This window comes from Pseudomonas sp. PDM03 (assembly GCF_014852385.1).
Classification (GTDB): Bacteria; Pseudomonadota; Gammaproteobacteria; order Pseudomonadales; family Pseudomonadaceae; genus Aquipseudomonas; species Aquipseudomonas migulae.
The window spans coordinates 1-16,227 of record NZ_JACVBM010000022.1 but is presented as its reverse complement, the minus strand read 5'-3'; the positions used below and the strand labels follow the sequence as shown (position 1 = coordinate 16,227).

Sequence of the window (16,227 nt, the reverse complement as noted above, 5' to 3'; positions counted from 1 at the left end):
GAGGCAAAAGCCTCAGTTCAGCGCCTTGCGATTGAAGTCGCGCAAACGGAAGCCCATCAACAGCAACATGCCGAAATACGAGACCACGCCAGCCCCTACCAGAGCGCCCAGACGCAGGAATCGCTCAAGCATGTGGCCCTGATCCCAGGCCGGCATGAAATGCATCCCGGCCAGCAACACCGCGGACATCACCGTGACAGCTACAATCAGTTTGGCACCGAACTTCGCCCAGCCCGGCTGCGGCTGATACATCTGCTGTTTGCGCAGCTGATAGAACAGCAACCCGGCGTTAAGGCAGGCACCGGCGCTGATCGCCAGAGCCAGACCCGCGTGAGCCAGCGGCCCGATCAGCACCAGGTTGAACAACTGGGTAATCACCAGGGTGAAAATTGCGATTTTCACTGGCGTGCGAATGTTTTGTTGCGCATAAAAGCCCGGCGCCAGCACTTTGATCACGATAATCCCAAGCAACCCGACCGAATACGCAATGAGCGCGCGCTGAGTCATGGACGCATCGAAGGCGTTGAACTGGCCGTATTGAAACAGTGAGACCGTCAGCGGCTCAGCCAGGATACCCAAGGCCAGCGAGCACGGCAGCACCAGCACAAAGCACAGGCGCAGCCCCCAATCGAGAATCCGCGAATACTCTGCGCGATCCTTGCTGGCGTAGGTCTTGGCCAGGGTCGGCAGCAGGATCGTGCCCAACGCCACGCCCAGCACGCCGGAGGGCAATTCCATCAGGCGGTCGGCGTAATACATCCACGACACCGAGCCGGCGACCAGGAACGAGGCAAAAATCGTGTTGATGATCAGCGAAATCTGGCTCACCGAAACGCCGAGAATCGCCGGCAGCATCTGTTTCATGACCCGCCACACGCCACTGTCACGCAGGTTCAGGCGTGGCAGCACCAGCATGCCGATCTTTTTCAGGTGCGGCAGTTGATAGAGCAACTGCGCCAGACCACCCGCCAGCACCGCCCAACCCAGTGCCATGACCGGCGGATCGAAATACGGTGTCAGGAACACCGCAAAGATGATCATGCTGACGTTAAGCAAGGTCGGCACGAAGGCCGGCACCGAGAAGCGGTTATAGGTGTTGAGGATCGCCCCGGCCAATGAAGACAGGGAGATCAGCAATATATAAGGGAATGTCACCCGCAACAGGCTGGAGGTCAGCTCGAATTTTTCCGGGGTATCGGTGAAACCGGGCGCGGTCACCCAGATAACCCACGGTGCAGCGAGTATGCCCAACGCAGTGACCACTGCCAGCGCCAGGGTCAGCAGTCCGGAGACGTAGGCAATAAAGGTTCGTGTCGCCTCTTCGCCTTGCTGGCTTTTATATTCAGCAAGAATCGGCACAAACGCCTGGGAAAACGCCCCCTCGGCGAAGATCCGGCGCAGCAGATTGGGCAGCTTGAAGGCGATAAAGAAGGCGTCGGTGGCCATTCCCGCACCAAAAATACGCGCAATGAGGGTGTCACGGACGAACCCCAGAATCCGGGAAAGCATCGTGATAGAGCTGACGGCGGCCAACGATTTGAGCAGATTCATTGAAAGAGTTTGTGCCTGTCGATAAACAGCAGGCGAACAAAGCGCCCACTTATGCGATACTCCGCGCCGCAGCAGCACAGAGCCAAAGCTCGCGAGTTTACAGGTCAAGCGCCGGAAATAAATATCCCGCCTCTTTATACCTACCACTTAGCGGAACGTCTCAACCGCCCTTGACAAGACATCAACTCATCGGCATGATTCGCGGCCTATTTTGTTTGCTATTTCCTAAAAAGTCTTTCGAGGAGCTCGACGGTGGCCAACACACCTTCCGCCAAAAAACGTGCAAAACAGGCTGAGAAGCGTCGCAGCCACAACGCCAGCCTGCGTTCCATGGTTCGTACCTACATCAAGAATGTAGTTAAAGCCATCGACGCAAAAGACGCTGAAAAAGCTCAAGCTGCTTACGTTCTGGCCGTGCCAGTTATCGACCGTATGGCCGATAAAGGCATCATCCACAAGAACAAGGCTGCTCGCCATAAGAGCCGCCTGAATGGCCACGTCAAGGCTCTGAACCTTGCTGCTGCCTAAGTAACACGCTTGTTAAAAAACCGACCTCAGGGTCGGTTTTTTATTGCCTGCGATTTGTGTTGTGCCTGAGACCCCATTGAAACTGATCGCCAGCAAGCCGGCTCCTACAGGTATTGCGCAATCCTTGTAGGAGCCGGCTTGCTGGCGATAGCGGTCTTCAGATCACTGATGCGCCCAAGGCAGGATAGGGATTGCGGTAACCGCATTCTGCGGACTGCCTTCAATCAAGCGATCGCTGTACACCAGATACACCAGCGTATTGCGCTTCTTGTCGAGGAAACGCACCACCTGCATGGTCTTGAAGACTAGCGAAGTACGCTCCTTGAACACCTCTTCGCCATCCTTCAACTCACCCTTGAAGTTGATCGGACCAACCTGACGGCACGCAATGGACGCTTCCGCTCGATCTTCAGCCAGACCCAAGCCACCCTTCACACCGCCCGTCTTGGCCCGGGACAGATAGCAGGTCACGCCTTCGACTTTCGGATCATCAAATGCCTCAACGACGATGCGGTCGTTCGGGCCGACGAACTTGAACACCGTCGACACCTGACCAATCTCCTCAGCCGAAGCCAGCAGCGGCATTGCCAACAGCAAGCCCAACAATCCTTTTGCCACGCGCATTCAAATATTCCTTCAGACCAGGATCAGGTTATCGCGGTGAACCAGTTCCGGCTCCGCCATGTAACCCAACAGACCGACAATCGCCTCAGACGACTGACCGATGATTTTTTGTGCTTCCAGCGCGCTGTAGTTGGCCAGGCCACGGGCGATTTCACGACCGTCCGGCGCCACGCACACCACCATTTCACCGCGACGGAAACTGCCCTGAACCAGTTTGACACCCACCGGCAGCAGACTTTTATTGCCCTGGGACAAGGCCGTCACCGCACCGGCATCCAGCACCAGCGTGCCGCGAGTTTGCAGATGCCCGGCCAGCCATTGCTTGCGCGCCGCCAGCATGCCGCGCTCCGGCGACAGCAAGGTGCCGATGCGCTCGCCGGCCTTCAGGCGATCCAGCACACGCTCAAGGCGCCCACCGACGATGATGGTGTGCGCACCTGAACGGGCCGCCAAGCGCGCCGCACGCAACTTGGTCTGCATGCCGCCACGACCCAACGCACCACCAGTACCGCCCGCCACTGCATCCAGCGCCGGATCATCAGCGCGCGCTTCGTAAATCAGCTTGGCATCAGGGTTGTTGCGCGGATCGGCGTCGAACATGCCGTCGCGATCCGTCAGGATCACCAGCAAATCAGCCTCGACCAGGTTAGCCACCAGCGCCGCGAGCGTGTCGTTGTCGCCGAAACGGATTTCGTCGGTGACCACGGTGTCGTTTTCGTTGATTACCGGGATCACTTTCAATTCGACCAAGGCACGCAAGGTGCTGCGGGCATTCAGGTAGCGCTTGCGGTCGGACAGATCGTCATGAGTCAGAAGAATCTGCGCAGTGTGCCGGCCATGCTCGGCAAAGCTCGACTCCCATGCCTGAACCAGACCCATCTGACCGATGGCGGCAGCTGCCTGCAATTCGTGCATTGCACTGGGCCGCACGGTCCAGCCCAGACGGCTCATGCCCGCCGCTACCGCACCGGAAGACACCAGCACCAGCTCGACGCCCGCCTCATGCAAGGCCACCATCTGTTCAACCCAGACACCCATTGCCGCGCGATCCAGGCCCTTGCCGTCCGCCGTCAGCAACGCGCTGCCGATTTTCACGACCCAACGCTGCGCACCTGTCACCTTGCTCCGCATCATCTTCAACCTTAGCTTGAGGGCAGCGCGACCCAGCGCTGCCCGTGACGTTAATCGTGGCTATTTGTTACCAACAATCGATTTCCAGATACTAAAACGCCGCTCCAGGGAGCGGCGTTCAAGTTTATCGCAACAGATCAGTCACGCACGTAAATGATTTCCGGACCGTCTTCGTCATCCACATCTTCTTCGTCCCAATCATCGTCACCGATGTCATGGACCGACTTCACGCCGCTGCGACGCAGGGCACGCTGGTCATCCAGGGCCTGCAACTGAGCGCGCGCTTCGTCTTCGATGCGCTGATCGAGCTCGGCCAGCTCTTCCTTGTAGGCCGGATCGTTCGCCAGACGGTCAGCACGATCTTCCATGTAACGCATGATGTCGTGGCACAGACGCTCGGTACCGAGCTTGGAGATGGCGGAGATCACGTAAACCGGACCGGTCCACTCCAGGCGATCAACGATTTCCTTGACGCGAGCATCGTGCTCTTCTTCAAGGATCTGGTCGCATTTGTTCAGTACCAACCAACGATCACGCTCAGCCAGAGACGGGCTGAACTTGGTCAGCTCGCTAACGATCACTTCGGCCGCATCCGGGGCGCTGGTGTCATCCAGTGGCGCCATGTCCACGAGGTGCAGCAGCAAACGGGTACGCGACAAGTGCTTGAGGAAGCGAATCCCCAGGCCAGCGCCGTCGGAAGCGCCTTCGATCAGGCCCGGAATGTCCGCAACCACGAAGCTTTTCCAGCGATCGACGCTGACCACACCCAGGTTCGGCACCAGCGTGGTGAACGGGTAGTCGGCGACTTTCGGCTTGGCGGCCGATACCGAGCGAATGAAGGTACTTTTGCCAGCATTTGGCAAACCCAGCAGACCAACGTCCGCCAACACCTTCATTTCCAGCTTCAGGTCACGTGCCTCACCCGGCTTACCCGGAGTGGTCTGACGCGGAGCACGGTTGGTACTGGATTTGAAACGGGTGTTACCCAGACCGTGCCAGCCGCCATGGGCCACCAGCAGCTTTTGACCGGCTTTGGTCAGGTCGCCGATCACTTCCTGAGTGGCAGCGTCGATGACTGTGGTGCCGACCGGCACACGCAGTACCAGCTCTTCACCTTTCTTGCCGGTGCAATCGGTGCTGCCGCCGTTGGAACCGCGCTCGGCATCGAAGTGCCGGGTGTAACGGTAGTCCACCAGGGTGTTGAGGTTTTCATCGGCGATCATGTAGACCGAGCCACCATCACCACCGTCGCCGCCGTTAGGGCCACCGTTTTCGATGAATTTCTCGCGACGGAAGCTCATGCAACCGTTGCCACCGTCACCGGCCTTTACTCGAATCGATACTTCATCAACAAACTTCATAACAAAACGCCTCTCGCCATACGGACGAGCCGAAAAAATCCAGACATAAGACTCTTGCAAAAATGAGCGCAGCGACCTCAATCAACGACCGCAAATCCAGCGCTGGAGCTCATTACAAACAGCTTTGCAAGAGACTCACCCCACAAACGAAAAAGCCCCGTCGCGAGACAGGGCTTTTCCAGCATCTACGTAATTATGCCGCGACGACTTCAGTCTTCGGGACAATGCTCACGTAACGGCGGTTGAAAGCGCCTTTTACTTCAAACTTGATCACGCCGTCGATTTTAGCGAACAGAGTGTGATCTTTACCCATGCCAACACCGTAACCGGCGTGGAATTGGGTGCCGCGCTGACGCACGATGATGTTGCCCGGAATGATAACCTGGCCGCCATACATCTTCACGCCAAGGCGTTTGGCTTCTGAGTCGCGACCGTTACGGGTACTACCACCAGCTTTTTTGTGTGCCATGAGTCAATTCTCCTAGTGAGGAATTAGGCTGAAATTAAGCCTGAATACCGGTGATTTTGATCTCGGTGTACCACTGGCGGTGGCCCATACGCTTCATGTGGTGCTTACGACGACGGAACTTGATGATGCGGACTTTATCGTGACGACCTTGGGAGATCACTTCAGCCACAACGGTAGCGCCAGCAACAACTGGAGCGCCGATGTTCACGTCATCGCCATTGGCGACCAACAGAACGCGATCAAAAGTAACGGATTCGCCGGTAGCGATTTCCAGTTTTTCGATCTTCAGGTATTCACCTGGGGCGACCTTGTATTGCTTGCCACCAGTAACAATTACTGCGTACGACATGGTATTTCTCCGATAATCCTGCTCACCCAGCTCTTTATAAGAAGAGGTATTGGCTGGCATGGCTGCATATGGCTGGAAGGCCAGTTTGCAATTGCGTAAGGCAGGTGCTGCCCAGGAAGTTCAGGGTGCGCGATTGTACGCAAGCTGCCGTGGCGTTGCAAGAGGCCGTCCATCGCGCCTTGACACCCGCCGACGTGGGTCCTAGCATGCCGCGCAACCCTTCTGGAGCGACTGTCGCTGATGCAACCCCAAGCTTTCTACCGCGCGGTGGCGGACGATTTTAGCGCCGTCGACGGCATCATCAAGAAGCAGCTGACTTCCCGAGTGCCGCTGGTATCGAAAATCGGCGATTACATTACCTCGGCTGGCGGTAAACGCCTGCGTCCTTTATTAGTGCTGCTGTGTGGCAAGGCCCTTGGCCGCGAAGGCGACGACCTGCGCCTGCTGGCCGCGACCATCGAGTTCCTGCACACCGCCACCCTGCTGCACGACGACGTGGTCGACATGTCCGGCATGCGCCGCGGCCGCTCGACTGCCAATGCCATGTGGGGCAACGCACCAAGCGTGCTGGTAGGCGACTTCCTGTACTCGCGCTCCTTCGAAATGATGGTCGAACTGGGCTCCATGCCGGTGATGAAGATCCTTTCGCAAGCCACGCGCATCATCGCCGAAGGCGAAGTGTTGCAGCTGTCCAAGGTTCGTGATGCGAGCACCACCGAAGAAACCTACATGGAAGTCATCCGCGGCAAGACCGCGATGCTTTTCGAGGCTTCGACCCACAGCGCCGCCGCCCTCTGCGAAGCCACGCCGGAACAGGCTGAAGCCCTGCGCACGTTTGGCGACCACCTGGGCGTAGCCTTCCAGCTGGTCGACGACCTGCTGGACTACAAAGGTGACGCAGAGACCCTGGGCAAGAACGTCGGTGACGATCTGGCCGAAGGCAAGCCGACCCTGCCGCTGATCTACACCATGCGCGAAGGCACGCCGGAGCAGGCTGCCCTGGTGCGCAAGGCGATCCAGAAAGGTGGCATCGAGGACCTGGAAAGCATTCGCGAGGCCGTTGATGCTTCCGGTTCGCTTGAGTACACCGCGCAACTGGCCCGCGACTACGTGGCCCGTGCGATCAAATGCCTCGACGCGCTGCCTGCCAGCGAATACCGCGATGCATTGGTCGAGCTGAGTGAATTCGCGGTCGCCCGCACTCACTGATCTGCTTTTCGTAGGAGCCGGCTTGCTGGCGATTGCATCACCGCGGTGCTTCTGGAGCACCGCGGCGACTGGATCGCCAGCAAGCCGGCTCCTACAGCCCCCCTCCCGGCTAAAACCCTATATAATGTGCGCTTTTTAGCGATCCTGAATCCAAGGAGCTTTAGTGAGCACGTTGCCACCCTGCCCGAAATGCAATTCCGAATACACCTATGAAGACGGCGCACAGCTGATCTGCCCGGAGTGCGCCCACGAATGGTCCGCCAGCGGCGAAGCTGAAGCGGCGTCCGATGACGCCGTGAAAAAGGATTCGGTGGGCAATGTCCTGCAAGACGGCGACACCATCACCGTGATCAAGGACCTCAAGGTCAAAGGCACATCGCTGGTGGTCAAGGTCGGCACCAAGGTCAAGAACATCCGCTTGTGCGATGGCGATCACGACATCGACTGCAAGATCGACGGCATCGGCCCGATGAAGCTCAAATCCGAGTTCGTCAGAAAAGTCTGAACCTGCTGTATTCCATCCCGCGCCCGGCGTGGGATGGTGCTTCGCCCTCCCCCGCTTCACCCCGCATTTCCTCGCAATAGCCAAACGCCAGCCGCTTTGACCTTACGCAATCTTTACCTGGAAAAAATCACAAACCGCCAATAGGCCCTTGCTATTTAATGAATAAGAATTATTCTCATTGAAACCAATCAATGGAGATGAGACCCATGACTTATTTGATCGATGCCTGGCTTGACCGCCCACACCCCTACCTCAGGATCCTGCATCGGGAAACCGGGGAAGTCTGTGCTGTGCTTGAAGAAGAAGCCTTGAACGAGCTGCAGGATCAGGGTGACCTGGACGTCAACGGCTTGAGTTCCAGCGAGCCGGTAGTGCTCAAGGAACTGGTGCGCAATCTGTTTCTGTTCTGCTATGCCCGGGCGTTGCGCCCGTCGCATGAACTGCATCACAAGCTGGAAATATGAGAAACCCCAAACCGTGTAGGAGCCGGCTTGCTGGCGATTGCATCACCGCGGTGCAACTGAAACACCGAGGTGCATGGATCGCCAGCAAGCCGGCTCCTACAAGGTAGTCAGGCTTACAGAACGTCGAGCAGCTCGACGTCGAAAACCAGTACGCTGTGCGGCGGAATGCTGCCAACGCCTTGAGCGCCGTAAGCCAGTTCGCTCGGCACGTACAGACGCCATTTGCTGCCAGCGTTCATCAGTTGCAGGGCTTCGGTCCAGCCAGCGATCACGCCGCCTACCGGGAATTCTGCAGGCTGACCGCGCTCGTAGGAGCTGTCGAACACAGTGCCGTCGATCAGGGTGCCGTGGTAGTGAGTACGCACTTGGTCTTCACGGGTCGGCTTGGCGCCTTCACCGGCAGTCAGCACTTCGAATTGCAGACCGGAAGCCAGGGTGGTGATGCCATCGCGCTTGGCGTTTTCAGCCAGGAACGCCAGGCCTTCGCCGGCAGCCGCTTCAGCTTTGGCAGCTGCTTCGGCTTGCATGATTTCGCGGATAACCTTGAAGCTGGCGGACATTTCTTCCTGACTTACACGGCTTTCCTTACCGGCGAAAGCGTCAGTCAGGCCTGCCAGGATTGCGTCCAGGCTAACGCCCGGCGGCGGGTTGTCACGCAGTTGGTCGCCCAACTGACGGCCAATGCCGTAGCTGACGCGGGTTTCGTCGGTGGACAGATTTACTTCGGACATGACACTGCTCCGCTGTGCGGACGGCCCTGGAACTTGCCGTGCGTGCACAGCGCGTCCCGGAACGCCCGGAACCAAAAGGGTCAGCAGACTAGCACAGATGTCGTTGCGCTGATGAGGGGGTGTCAGTGCTGCCAGGCAGAACCGAAGGCAATCGGCACCTTCAGACTTTCCCCCGCACTCGCACCCAACCCGCACATTTCATCGTGAACCGATGTATGCACAAGGTTGAATGGCAAGGTGGGAAAGTTATGCAGCACTTCACGCGCATGCTCGACCGAGCGCAGGTGAACCATCTCGCCGTGAGCATCACTCAACGGGTAGGCGGCCCCATGCATGCGCGCCTCCAACAGGTAGATTCCGCCTTCCATGGAGATCAGGTTCAGCTCATCGACTTTCCCTGCGATGGCATAAGCACGTAACTCTACGAAGTTCATGAACGCACCTCACGCAGTGGCGAGCCAGCATTCATACAGGCATAGGCCTCACAGCATCAAAGTACAAGCCATAAACGCCACCGCCCGTCTGTTTCACACCGTTCATGTAGGAGCGTGCGGTGCGGCGATCCGACTTGCCCGCGAAGGCGGCGTGACAGACAACACCTATGTCGACTGACCCGGCCTATTCGCGGGCAAGCCTCGCTCCTACAGAGGCCGCGTGGATCAGTGCTTGGTGAGCTTATCCAGATACCCCATGGCAAACGCCGATACCACGAAGGTCATGTGGATGATCACATACCACTTCAAATGCTCGGGATCGACGTTTTTGGCGTCCATGAAGATCCGCAGCAGGTGAATCGACGAAATCGCCACGATGGACGCCGCGACCTTCATCTTCAATGAAGACGAATCCATGGTGCCCAGCCAGTTGAGCTTTTCCTTGTTGTCATCGATATCCAGCTCGGAAACGAAGTTCTCGTAGCCGGAAATCATCACCATCACCAGCAAACCGCCCACCAGCGCCATGTCGATCAACGACAGCAGCACCAGAATCAGGTCCGATTCGGCCATCGAGAACACGTTAGGGATGACGTGGAAGACTTCCTGGAAGAATTTCAGCGCCAGGGCCAGCAGCCCGAGGGACAGACCGAAGTAGATCGGCGCCAGCAGCCAGCGGGAGGCGTACATTGCATTTTCGATAAAGCGTTCCATTGAATCTCACACGTGGGCTGGAAATGGCCGCGAGTATACCAGCCCCCCGTTACAGCCAGAAACACTCGGAAAATCCGCCACCTGCGCGTGTGTGACAAGGTTTTTCTGCTAGTGTCCAAAGGATTGACACCTCTGCGACATCGGACAGGACGACGGGAAATGGATGTGCGATTGCCTTTAATGAGCGCCGGGATTTGTCTGGCCCTGCTGGTGAGCGGCTGTTCACCGGACGATGACAAACGCCAGGTCAGCCTTGAGGAAAAGACCGCGCAATTCGAAACCTCCCTCGACGCAATCCAGGACCCGAAACTCAAGGATGCCGTGGCCGAACTCGGTGGCTCCCTGCTGCTGCTCGAACGTGCGCAACTCAAACTCGACAGCAAACCGGTGGAAACCGAGTACGGCGAAGACGTCCTTGCCGTGCTCAAGCACTACCCCACGCCACAGGCGCTGGTCGACACGTACATTAACGGCCTGTTCGTGCTGCACAAGGATTCCAGCTCCGACTACCTGACCGATCTGCAACCGGTGTTCCCGTTCAACTTCAACATTCCCGCCGAGTTTCTCTTTCCCCATGGCCTGGAATGGCAGTCGGTGACCTTGAGCAACAAACGCGTGATTCCGTTCCAGCCGGAGTGGTCGGAAACCGATCCGGGCATTCAACTGAGCCCGTCGAGCTCCAACCTGACCAGCCCCGACGATCTCACGGTGACTTATCCCTTCATCGACGGCCTGGGCATGGAAATCAAGAACCAGCCGCAGCCCGTCAGCCTGCAAGGCAAGGTCGAAGTCATCGCCCCGCGCAGGCTCTATAGCTTCGACCTGACCAAAAAAGACGTCGGCCAGACTCGCAGCAATGACAACCTGAGCGTCACGCTGCTGAAGCTGACAAACAACTACGCCGAAATCGAGTTCAGCAACAGCGCGCCGCTGGCCCCGGAAGTCAGCGAGATACCCTTCAACCCGTCGGTCGTCCAGGCCAGGGACGCCACCGGGCAATTTCTTTCACGCTCCGGTTCGATCAACCAAACCCCCGCGCAAATTGCCTTCTACCAGAAACAACTGGCGAAAATGCAACAGCAGAAGAGCTGGAGCGAAGCCTTCGAAAGGCAGCTCGATGAAGAACAACGCGCGTTTGAAAAGCAACAAACCAGGCATTACTCCAAGGTGTATTTCAACGGCCCCATCGAGACCCTTGAAGTCAGCCTGTTGGACTTTTCGGCGGCCACGGTCACGCGCAAGGACCTGGACCTGCCGATCCGTCGCTTCGATCAACACACCACGGCAAAAACCATCCAGCCACTGACTTTACCCGTGGTCGTGTACGACGATCAGGCACCGACCTGGCTCAAAGGCGCAACGCTCAGCGAGGAGCAACTGAAGAAGAGCGTCAGCATCCGGCAATCGGTGGACGACCCGAGCGCGGCGCGCATCGAGTTCGATCACACCCGAAGCTTCAACGATGAACTGCTCGGCACGTCCTTCAGCCCTGGCGATAGCCCGGTCAGTTTCTTTACCGAGGACAGCAGCGGTCAACGTGACGAGCCGATCGAACTGCCGCCCGAGGCTTATCAGGTCGATCCCCTGCGCGGCATCATCACTTATGACCTGAACCTGTTCGCGCAAACGCCGGCGTTTGCGGTGGGTTCCATGCCGCTGTTCCTGGCCACCGTCGACAAGCAGACACTTGAAACCGCCCGGCTGCCCAAAGGCCTGGAATTGAAAGGCAATGCACTGGTGGTTGATCTGAAGCTGTTTCCCGCCCAGGACTGGCGCTTTTTCGCCAGGGACGACAGCGGCCACTATCTCAAGGAGATTCTTTCGGTCATTCACGATGCAAGTGCGCAGGGCCCGGCGTTATTCAGCGTGCATTACTTCTACGGCCAGCCGGCGCAGCTGGAAACCTACCAGCGAACCGATCTCACCACGGTGCAATATGGATTCGAGGTCAAACTCGACAAGGCTGATACGTCCAGCCTCGCCCAATAGTCGTCTCAGTTATCGGGGCGGAACTCGAAGCCGCCCATGTTGCGGCAGCGCCCACCATTGATTTCCCGTAGCTGGGCTTGCAGGTGCAGGCACCAGATTTGCGGGTCATCGGCCAGTTCATAGCCATGCAACGTCAGGCTTTCAACGATGGTGTCGAGGATCGATTCAGCCGCGAAGGGCCCAGGAAACGGACCTTGGGCTTTGATGGCTGAGGGTTGTTCGCCGGCCATTCCGGCGGCGAAAAGCAAAGTCCACATGCCCGTATCACCAGCCAATGGCTTGATGGCACATTCGATACGGGTCACAAGGCCCAGGCATTGACGGGTGAGGCAGAGGTTGCGCGACATGGCGGCGACCCTCGGTAGATCCGGTATTCAGCTCCCACGGGAGAACTGTCTCGATCCAGTGATTACTGTCGATGTCCTTGAGCTGAGAATAGAAGAAAAGTCAGGCCCGCACGCCAACTGAGACCAGAAGGCGCCGAATGGTCATTGTGTGAATATTGACGTCAGAGTGATGGCACATTGTGGCGGATGTACCGATACAAATGTAGGAGTGAGCCTGCTCGCGATTGGGCAGTATCAGTTGACATAAATGTCGGCTGACACACCGCTATCGCGAGCAGGCTCGCTCCTACAGGGGATCGGGGGTTGCCCGATAGCAGCCTTGTATCAGGCCGGCTTGGCTTCGACCAACGCTTCCTGTGCCGCTTCTTTCTCGGCTTCTTTCAGATCTTCTTCACTGATCATTTCCGCGATCACCCGCAAGCGCTCCACCACCCGCGCATTCACGCTGCCTTCTGGGAACTCGCCATTTTCATCCGGCGCACCGGCAGGCTCGCCGACCAACAGGCTCAGCGCTTCGTCAGCCTGGCGTACTGCGTAAACGTGGAATTGCCCTGCGCGCACCGCCGCCAGCACTTTCTCGTCCAGCATCAGCGTCGCCACGTTGGCGTGAGGAATGATCGCCCCCTGCTCACCGGTCAGCCCCCGGGCTTCACAGAGACGGAAGAAGCCTTCGATCTTCTCGTTGACCCCGCCCACCGCCTGCACTTCGCCGAACTGGTTGATCGAGCCGGTGATTGCAAAGCATTGCTTGAGCGGCGTTTTCGACAACGCCGAAATCAACGTGCACGCCTCGCCCAACGACGCACTGTCGCCATCGACATAACCGTAGGACTGCTCCAGGGCGATACTCGCGGAAATCGCCAACGGGAATTCCTGGGCGTAACGGCTGCCCAGATACCCGGTGAGGATCATCACGCCTTTGGAGTGAATCGGCTGGCCGAGGTTGACCTCACGCTCAATGTCGACAATACCGCTGCCACCCGGGTACACCGTGGCGGAAATCCGCGCCGGGACACCAAACGCCGAATCCCCGACTTCCAGCACCGTCAGCCCGTTGCACTTGCCCACGGCCGCGCCATCGGTGTCGATCAGGATGATCCCGGCCAGCATGTCATCGAGAATCCGCGCCGAAACGCGCCCGGTGCGGGTGGCCTTGGCCTTGAGTGCACGCTCGATGTGCCCGGCGTCGGTCATTTCATCGCTGGCCAGGTGACGAATGAAATCCGCCTCGCTGACCAGTTGGAACAAGTCACCGATCCGCGCCGACAAACGCCCCTGGTGCTCGGCCAGACGCGCGCTGTAGGTCGCCAGGCGCGCCACCGCATCGGCGGTCAGCGGTGCCATGCCTTCTTCGGAGGTACGGGTTTTCAGCAACTGGGCGAACTGCTCCAGGCTTTCGTCGACCATCGGGATGTCTTCGTCGAAGTCCACCAGAACGCGGAACATCTCCTGGAAGTCCGGATCGAGGTCTTGCAGCGTGTAATACAACTGCCGGGCACCGATGATGACGACTTTGACCTGCAACGGAATGTGTTGCGGTGTCAGGGTCACGGTGGCCAGACGCCCCAGCTCACCCAGCGGTGATTCCATTTTCAGTTTGCGCGATTGCAGGGCGCGCTTGAGCGCATCCCATACGAACGGCTCGCTGAGCATTTTTTCTGCTTCAAGGATCAGGAAACCGCCATTTGCACGGTGCAGCGCGCCGGGACGCAACTGGCGATACGTGGTGTAGAGCGCGCCCTGATCGGTGCTGTATTCGATGCGGCCAAACAGGTTTTCGTAGGTCGGGTGCGGCTCGAACACCACCGGCGCACCGCCGCTGGCCGAGTGACCAACCACCAGGCTCGGCGCGTATTGCTCTTCCAGCATCTTGCGCGCCACTGCATCGACCTTGCTGTCGTCGACCAATTGCTCGACCACGGTTTTCAGCAAATAAACCTGCATGGCTTGCAGGTAACCGCACACCGCCGCGTTCTCGGCGTATTTTTCCGACAACGGCGACAGCAACGGCTGCAAGGCCAGGGTAATGGTTTCTTCGTTGAGGTGGCGCAGTTGATTGCTCGACTCGCGCTTCCACTGCGGCAGGCTGGCGAGTTCTTCGTTCAGACGCTCTTCCAGACCGGAAATGTCTTCGTGAAAACGCTCGCGATCGGCTTCCGGCAACTGGGCGAATTCCGCTTCATCCAGCGCCTTGCCTTCGCTCATCGGGGTAAACGCGATGTTGCTCGCGTCACGGTACAACGCGACTTCTTTTTCCAGCGCCAGGCGCTCGATGATGTCCAGCGCCTTGTCGTAGCGCTGGTTGAAGGCGCGGTCGATGGCGCTTTTTTTCTGCTGATAAGACGGATGCTCGAAGACCGCCGGGAAGGTCGCCAGCAGGTTGTCGATCAAAGCGTTGATATCACCGATGAACGCGCCGGCCGTGCCCGATGGCAATTCCAGGGCGCGCGGCTCGCGGGGTTCATCGAAATTGTTGACGTAGACCCAGTCGGCCGGGGTCTGCAGGCGTTTGCCTTCGGCCTTCAGGTAGCGTTTGACGAACGAAAACCGGCCGGTGCCAGGCTCGCCCATGACGAATACGTTGTAACCGGGGCGTGGCATGGCCACACCAAACTGCAAGGCTTCGACCGCACGTTCCTGGCCAAGCACACCGCGGAAGGGCTCCAGATCATTGGTGGTAGAGAAGCTGAACTGTTCAGCGGAAAACGGACGGGTCAGCGCTTCGGGCGCTAGACGCAAGCTGGCAGCAACAGGATCAGGCATCGGGCTTCCTTACATCAGGCGGGGCAGATAGCGGCATTCTGGCGCTGCCCATACCCCACTTGCAAGGCGCGCCTTTCGCCAAAGCATAGCCAAGCGGACATCCCCAGGCGGGCCGGGTCTAAATCAATGTTTTCAACGAATGTTTCGTAAAAAGTAACGGAACCCTTGGAACGTGCCTAAACTCCAAGCTGCGCGGCTGGAACAATAACCGGCCCACTGGCGCCGTAGTGGTCTGTACGAAAACTCGCCGAGCGGCGATCAGGCAAGGCGAAAACAGATGAGGAAGCGGAGTGTGGGGGACCCACATGAGCATTCCGAGTCTATTTTCAACGCAGCCTGATCGTCGCGCAGGCAGTTTTCGTACAGAGCCGGGCCAGAACCCTTGTCCATTGGTACGCACATAAAGAGAACAAAGCTATGAAACGGATTCTTCTCGGTACTCTCTTCACCGCTGTATCCATCAACGCTATGGCACAGGCGCCAGGCGGCCCGGATTGCGGGTGGGGCAACATGCTGTTCGAAGGTCAGCGTGGCACCCCGGCTCACTTCCTGGCATCCACCACCAACGGCACTTCCGGCAACGCAACGTTCGGTATGACCTCTGGTACCAACGGTTGCGCGACAAATGCGTCGCTGACTTATGGCGGCAAATCCTGGTTTGCCATGAATGGCATGATGAACGAGCTGTCCGAAGACATGGCTAAAGGTAACGGCGAAGCGCTGACGACCTACGCCGTGGTACTGGGCGTGGCGCCGGAAGACCGTGCGCATTTCGCGGCTGTGACTCACGAGCACTTCCAGCAGATCTTCAGCAAGGCTGACGTGACTGCAGAAGATGTGCATACCAACACCCTGGCCGTTTTGAAGGCCGATCCTCGTCTGGCCAAGTACGCAACTCAAGCTTAAGCTCGACCCGCCCGCTCCTTTCGGGGAGCGGGTTTTATTTTTTGGACCTGCCCTCTTTCGGCCATATCGTTCAACTGTAGGAGCCGGCTTGCTGCGGGCGGCGTTCCGACGATGGCATCACCGCGGTGATTCAGAAACACCGTGTCGATGCC

At 58.3% G+C, this 16,227-nt stretch carries 17 protein-coding genes; 6 read left to right on the top strand and 11 right to left on the bottom strand.

Annotation, left to right across the window (positions count from 1 at the left end):
* Window positions 1-12 precede the first annotated feature (12 nt).
* The gene (gene murJ, locus IB254_RS24675) at window positions 13-1,551 is read right to left on the bottom strand and encodes a murein biosynthesis integral membrane protein MurJ (RefSeq protein WP_192419940.1); all 1,539 of its coding nucleotides are present in this window, start codon (window positions 1,549-1,551) and stop codon (window positions 13-15) included.
* A gap of 252 nt (window positions 1,552-1,803) precedes the next feature.
* On the opposite strand from murJ, the gene rpsT reads away from it, so the two are divergent.
* Entirely contained in the window at window positions 1,804-2,079 is a 276-nt protein-coding gene (gene rpsT / locus IB254_RS24670; protein WP_008028826.1) for a 30S ribosomal protein S20, read from the top strand.
* A 162-nt stretch (window positions 2,080-2,241) separates the two neighbouring features.
* Here rpsT and IB254_RS24665 read toward each other — a convergent pair whose 3' ends face one another.
* The 5 genes from IB254_RS24665 to rplU all read right to left on the bottom strand — a co-directional run bounded on the left by IB254_RS24665 (window position 2,242) and on the right by rplU (window position 6,013).
* Window positions 2,242-2,703 (bottom strand): CreA family protein, encoded by a 462-nt coding sequence (locus IB254_RS24665; protein ID WP_008028828.1) that lies wholly within the window; start codon window positions 2,701-2,703, stop codon window positions 2,242-2,244.
* A 12-nt stretch (window positions 2,704-2,715) separates the two neighbouring features.
* Complete coding sequence (gene proB / locus IB254_RS24660) at window positions 2,716-3,834, bottom strand: glutamate 5-kinase (RefSeq protein ID WP_017340857.1); 1,119 nt, start codon at window positions 3,832-3,834, stop codon at window positions 2,716-2,718.
* Window positions 3,835-3,971: 137 nt separating this feature from the next.
* Window positions 3,972-5,195 carry an Obg family GTPase CgtA gene (cgtA, locus tag IB254_RS24655; protein ID WP_008037904.1) on the bottom strand — a complete coding sequence of 408 codons (1,224 nt, stop codon included), beginning with the start codon at window positions 5,193-5,195 and terminating at the stop codon, window positions 3,972-3,974.
* A gap of 193 nt (window positions 5,196-5,388) precedes the next feature.
* Window positions 5,389-5,664: a 50S ribosomal protein L27 gene (gene rpmA / locus IB254_RS24650; RefSeq protein ID WP_003215862.1), complete on the bottom strand. Its 276-nt coding sequence runs from the start codon at window positions 5,662-5,664 to the stop codon at window positions 5,389-5,391.
* Window positions 5,665-5,698: 34 nt separating this feature from the next.
* Window positions 5,699-6,013, bottom strand: a complete 315-nt coding sequence (gene rplU, locus IB254_RS24645; protein WP_003176051.1) for a 50S ribosomal protein L21 — start codon at window positions 6,011-6,013, stop codon at window positions 5,699-5,701.
* Window positions 6,014-6,253: 240 nt separating this feature from the next.
* Here rplU and IB254_RS24640 point away from each other — a divergent pair, with 240 nt between their 5' ends.
* From IB254_RS24640 to IB254_RS24630, 3 genes are all read left to right on the top strand, one after another.
* A complete protein-coding gene (locus IB254_RS24640) occupies window positions 6,254-7,222 on the top strand; it encodes a polyprenyl synthetase family protein (protein ID WP_008028837.1) in 969 nt (322 codons plus the stop codon).
* Window positions 7,223-7,385: 163 nt separating this feature from the next.
* Window positions 7,386-7,727, top strand: a complete 342-nt coding sequence (locus tag IB254_RS24635) for a zinc ribbon domain-containing protein YjdM (protein ID WP_008028840.1) — start codon at window positions 7,386-7,388, stop codon at window positions 7,725-7,727.
* Window positions 7,728-7,933: 206 nt separating this feature from the next.
* Window positions 7,934-8,191: a hypothetical protein gene (locus IB254_RS24630; RefSeq protein ID WP_008028843.1), complete on the top strand. Its 258-nt coding sequence runs from the start codon at window positions 7,934-7,936 to the stop codon at window positions 8,189-8,191.
* A gap of 113 nt (window positions 8,192-8,304) precedes the next feature.
* On the opposite strand, the gene IB254_RS24625 is transcribed toward IB254_RS24630, so the two are convergent.
* The 3 genes from IB254_RS24625 to IB254_RS24615 all read right to left on the bottom strand — a co-directional run bounded on the left by IB254_RS24625 (window position 8,305) and on the right by IB254_RS24615 (window position 10,070).
* Window positions 8,305-8,922, bottom strand: coding sequence for an FKBP-type peptidyl-prolyl cis-trans isomerase (locus IB254_RS24625; protein ID WP_192419938.1), 618 nt, complete (start codon window positions 8,920-8,922; stop codon window positions 8,305-8,307).
* 122 nt (window positions 8,923-9,044) lie between these two features.
* Complete coding sequence (locus IB254_RS24620; RefSeq protein ID WP_008028846.1) at window positions 9,045-9,356, bottom strand: DUF6482 family protein; 312 nt, start codon at window positions 9,354-9,356, stop codon at window positions 9,045-9,047.
* 225 nt (window positions 9,357-9,581) lie between these two features.
* Window positions 9,582-10,070, bottom strand: coding sequence for a TIGR00645 family protein (locus IB254_RS24615; RefSeq protein ID WP_008037914.1), 489 nt, complete (start codon window positions 10,068-10,070; stop codon window positions 9,582-9,584).
* 159 nt (window positions 10,071-10,229) lie between these two features.
* Here IB254_RS24615 and IB254_RS24610 point away from each other — a divergent pair, with 159 nt between their 5' ends.
* Window positions 10,230-12,059, top strand: a complete 1,830-nt coding sequence (locus IB254_RS24610) for a hypothetical protein (protein ID WP_192419936.1) — start codon at window positions 10,230-10,232, stop codon at window positions 12,057-12,059.
* A gap of 5 nt (window positions 12,060-12,064) precedes the next feature.
* On the opposite strand, the gene IB254_RS24605 is transcribed toward IB254_RS24610, so the two are convergent.
* On the bottom strand, window positions 12,065-12,406 hold the full coding sequence (locus tag IB254_RS24605) for a hypothetical protein (RefSeq protein WP_192419934.1): 342 nt from the start codon (window positions 12,404-12,406) through the stop codon (window positions 12,065-12,067).
* A gap of 324 nt (window positions 12,407-12,730) precedes the next feature.
* On the bottom strand, window positions 12,731-15,169 hold the full coding sequence (locus IB254_RS24600; RefSeq protein WP_192228007.1) for a Lon protease family protein: 2,439 nt from the start codon (window positions 15,167-15,169) through the stop codon (window positions 12,731-12,733).
* A gap of 417 nt (window positions 15,170-15,586) precedes the next feature.
* Here IB254_RS24600 and IB254_RS24595 point away from each other — a divergent pair, with 417 nt between their 5' ends.
* A complete protein-coding gene (locus IB254_RS24595) occupies window positions 15,587-16,075 on the top strand; it encodes a DUF3015 domain-containing protein (RefSeq protein WP_008028855.1) in 489 nt (162 codons plus the stop codon).
* Window positions 16,076-16,227 lie beyond the last annotated feature (152 nt).

What these genes read in the sequence shown, in the direction of transcription:
- murJ (WP_192419940.1), bottom strand. Translation starts at nt 1,551, where the DNA reads ATGAATCTGCTCAAATCGTTGGCCGCCGTCAGCTCTATCACGATGCTT.
- IB254_RS24665 (WP_008028828.1), bottom strand. Translation starts at nt 2,703, where the DNA reads ATGCGCGTGGCAAAAGGATTGTTGGGCTTGCTGTTGGCAATGCCGCTG.
- proB (WP_017340857.1), bottom strand. Translation starts at nt 3,834, where the DNA reads ATGCGGAGCAAGGTGACAGGTGCGCAGCGTTGGGTCGTGAAAATCGGC.
- cgtA (WP_008037904.1), bottom strand. Translation starts at nt 5,195, where the DNA reads ATGAAGTTTGTTGATGAAGTATCGATTCGAGTAAAGGCCGGTGACGGT.
- rpmA (WP_003215862.1), bottom strand. Translation starts at nt 5,664, where the DNA reads ATGGCACACAAAAAAGCTGGTGGTAGTACCCGTAACGGTCGCGACTCA.
- rplU (WP_003176051.1), bottom strand. Translation starts at nt 6,013, where the DNA reads ATGTCGTACGCAGTAATTGTTACTGGTGGCAAGCAATACAAGGTCGCC.
- IB254_RS24640 (WP_008028837.1), top strand. Translation starts at nt 6,254, where the DNA reads ATGCAACCCCAAGCTTTCTACCGCGCGGTGGCGGACGATTTTAGCGCC.
- IB254_RS24630 (WP_008028843.1), top strand. Translation starts at nt 7,934, where the DNA reads ATGACTTATTTGATCGATGCCTGGCTTGACCGCCCACACCCCTACCTC.
- IB254_RS24625 (WP_192419938.1), bottom strand. Translation starts at nt 8,922, where the DNA reads ATGTCCGAAGTAAATCTGTCCACCGACGAAACCCGCGTCAGCTACGGC.
- IB254_RS24620 (WP_008028846.1), bottom strand. Translation starts at nt 9,356, where the DNA reads ATGAACTTCGTAGAGTTACGTGCTTATGCCATCGCAGGGAAAGTCGAT.
- IB254_RS24615 (WP_008037914.1), bottom strand. Translation starts at nt 10,070, where the DNA reads ATGGAACGCTTTATCGAAAATGCAATGTACGCCTCCCGCTGGCTGCTG.
- IB254_RS24610 (WP_192419936.1), top strand. Translation starts at nt 10,230, where the DNA reads ATGGATGTGCGATTGCCTTTAATGAGCGCCGGGATTTGTCTGGCCCTG.
- IB254_RS24605 (WP_192419934.1), bottom strand. Translation starts at nt 12,406, where the DNA reads ATGTCGCGCAACCTCTGCCTCACCCGTCAATGCCTGGGCCTTGTGACC.
- IB254_RS24600 (WP_192228007.1), bottom strand. Translation starts at nt 15,169, where the DNA reads ATGCCTGATCCTGTTGCTGCCAGCTTGCGTCTAGCGCCCGAAGCGCTG.
- IB254_RS24595 (WP_008028855.1), top strand. Translation starts at nt 15,587, where the DNA reads ATGAAACGGATTCTTCTCGGTACTCTCTTCACCGCTGTATCCATCAAC.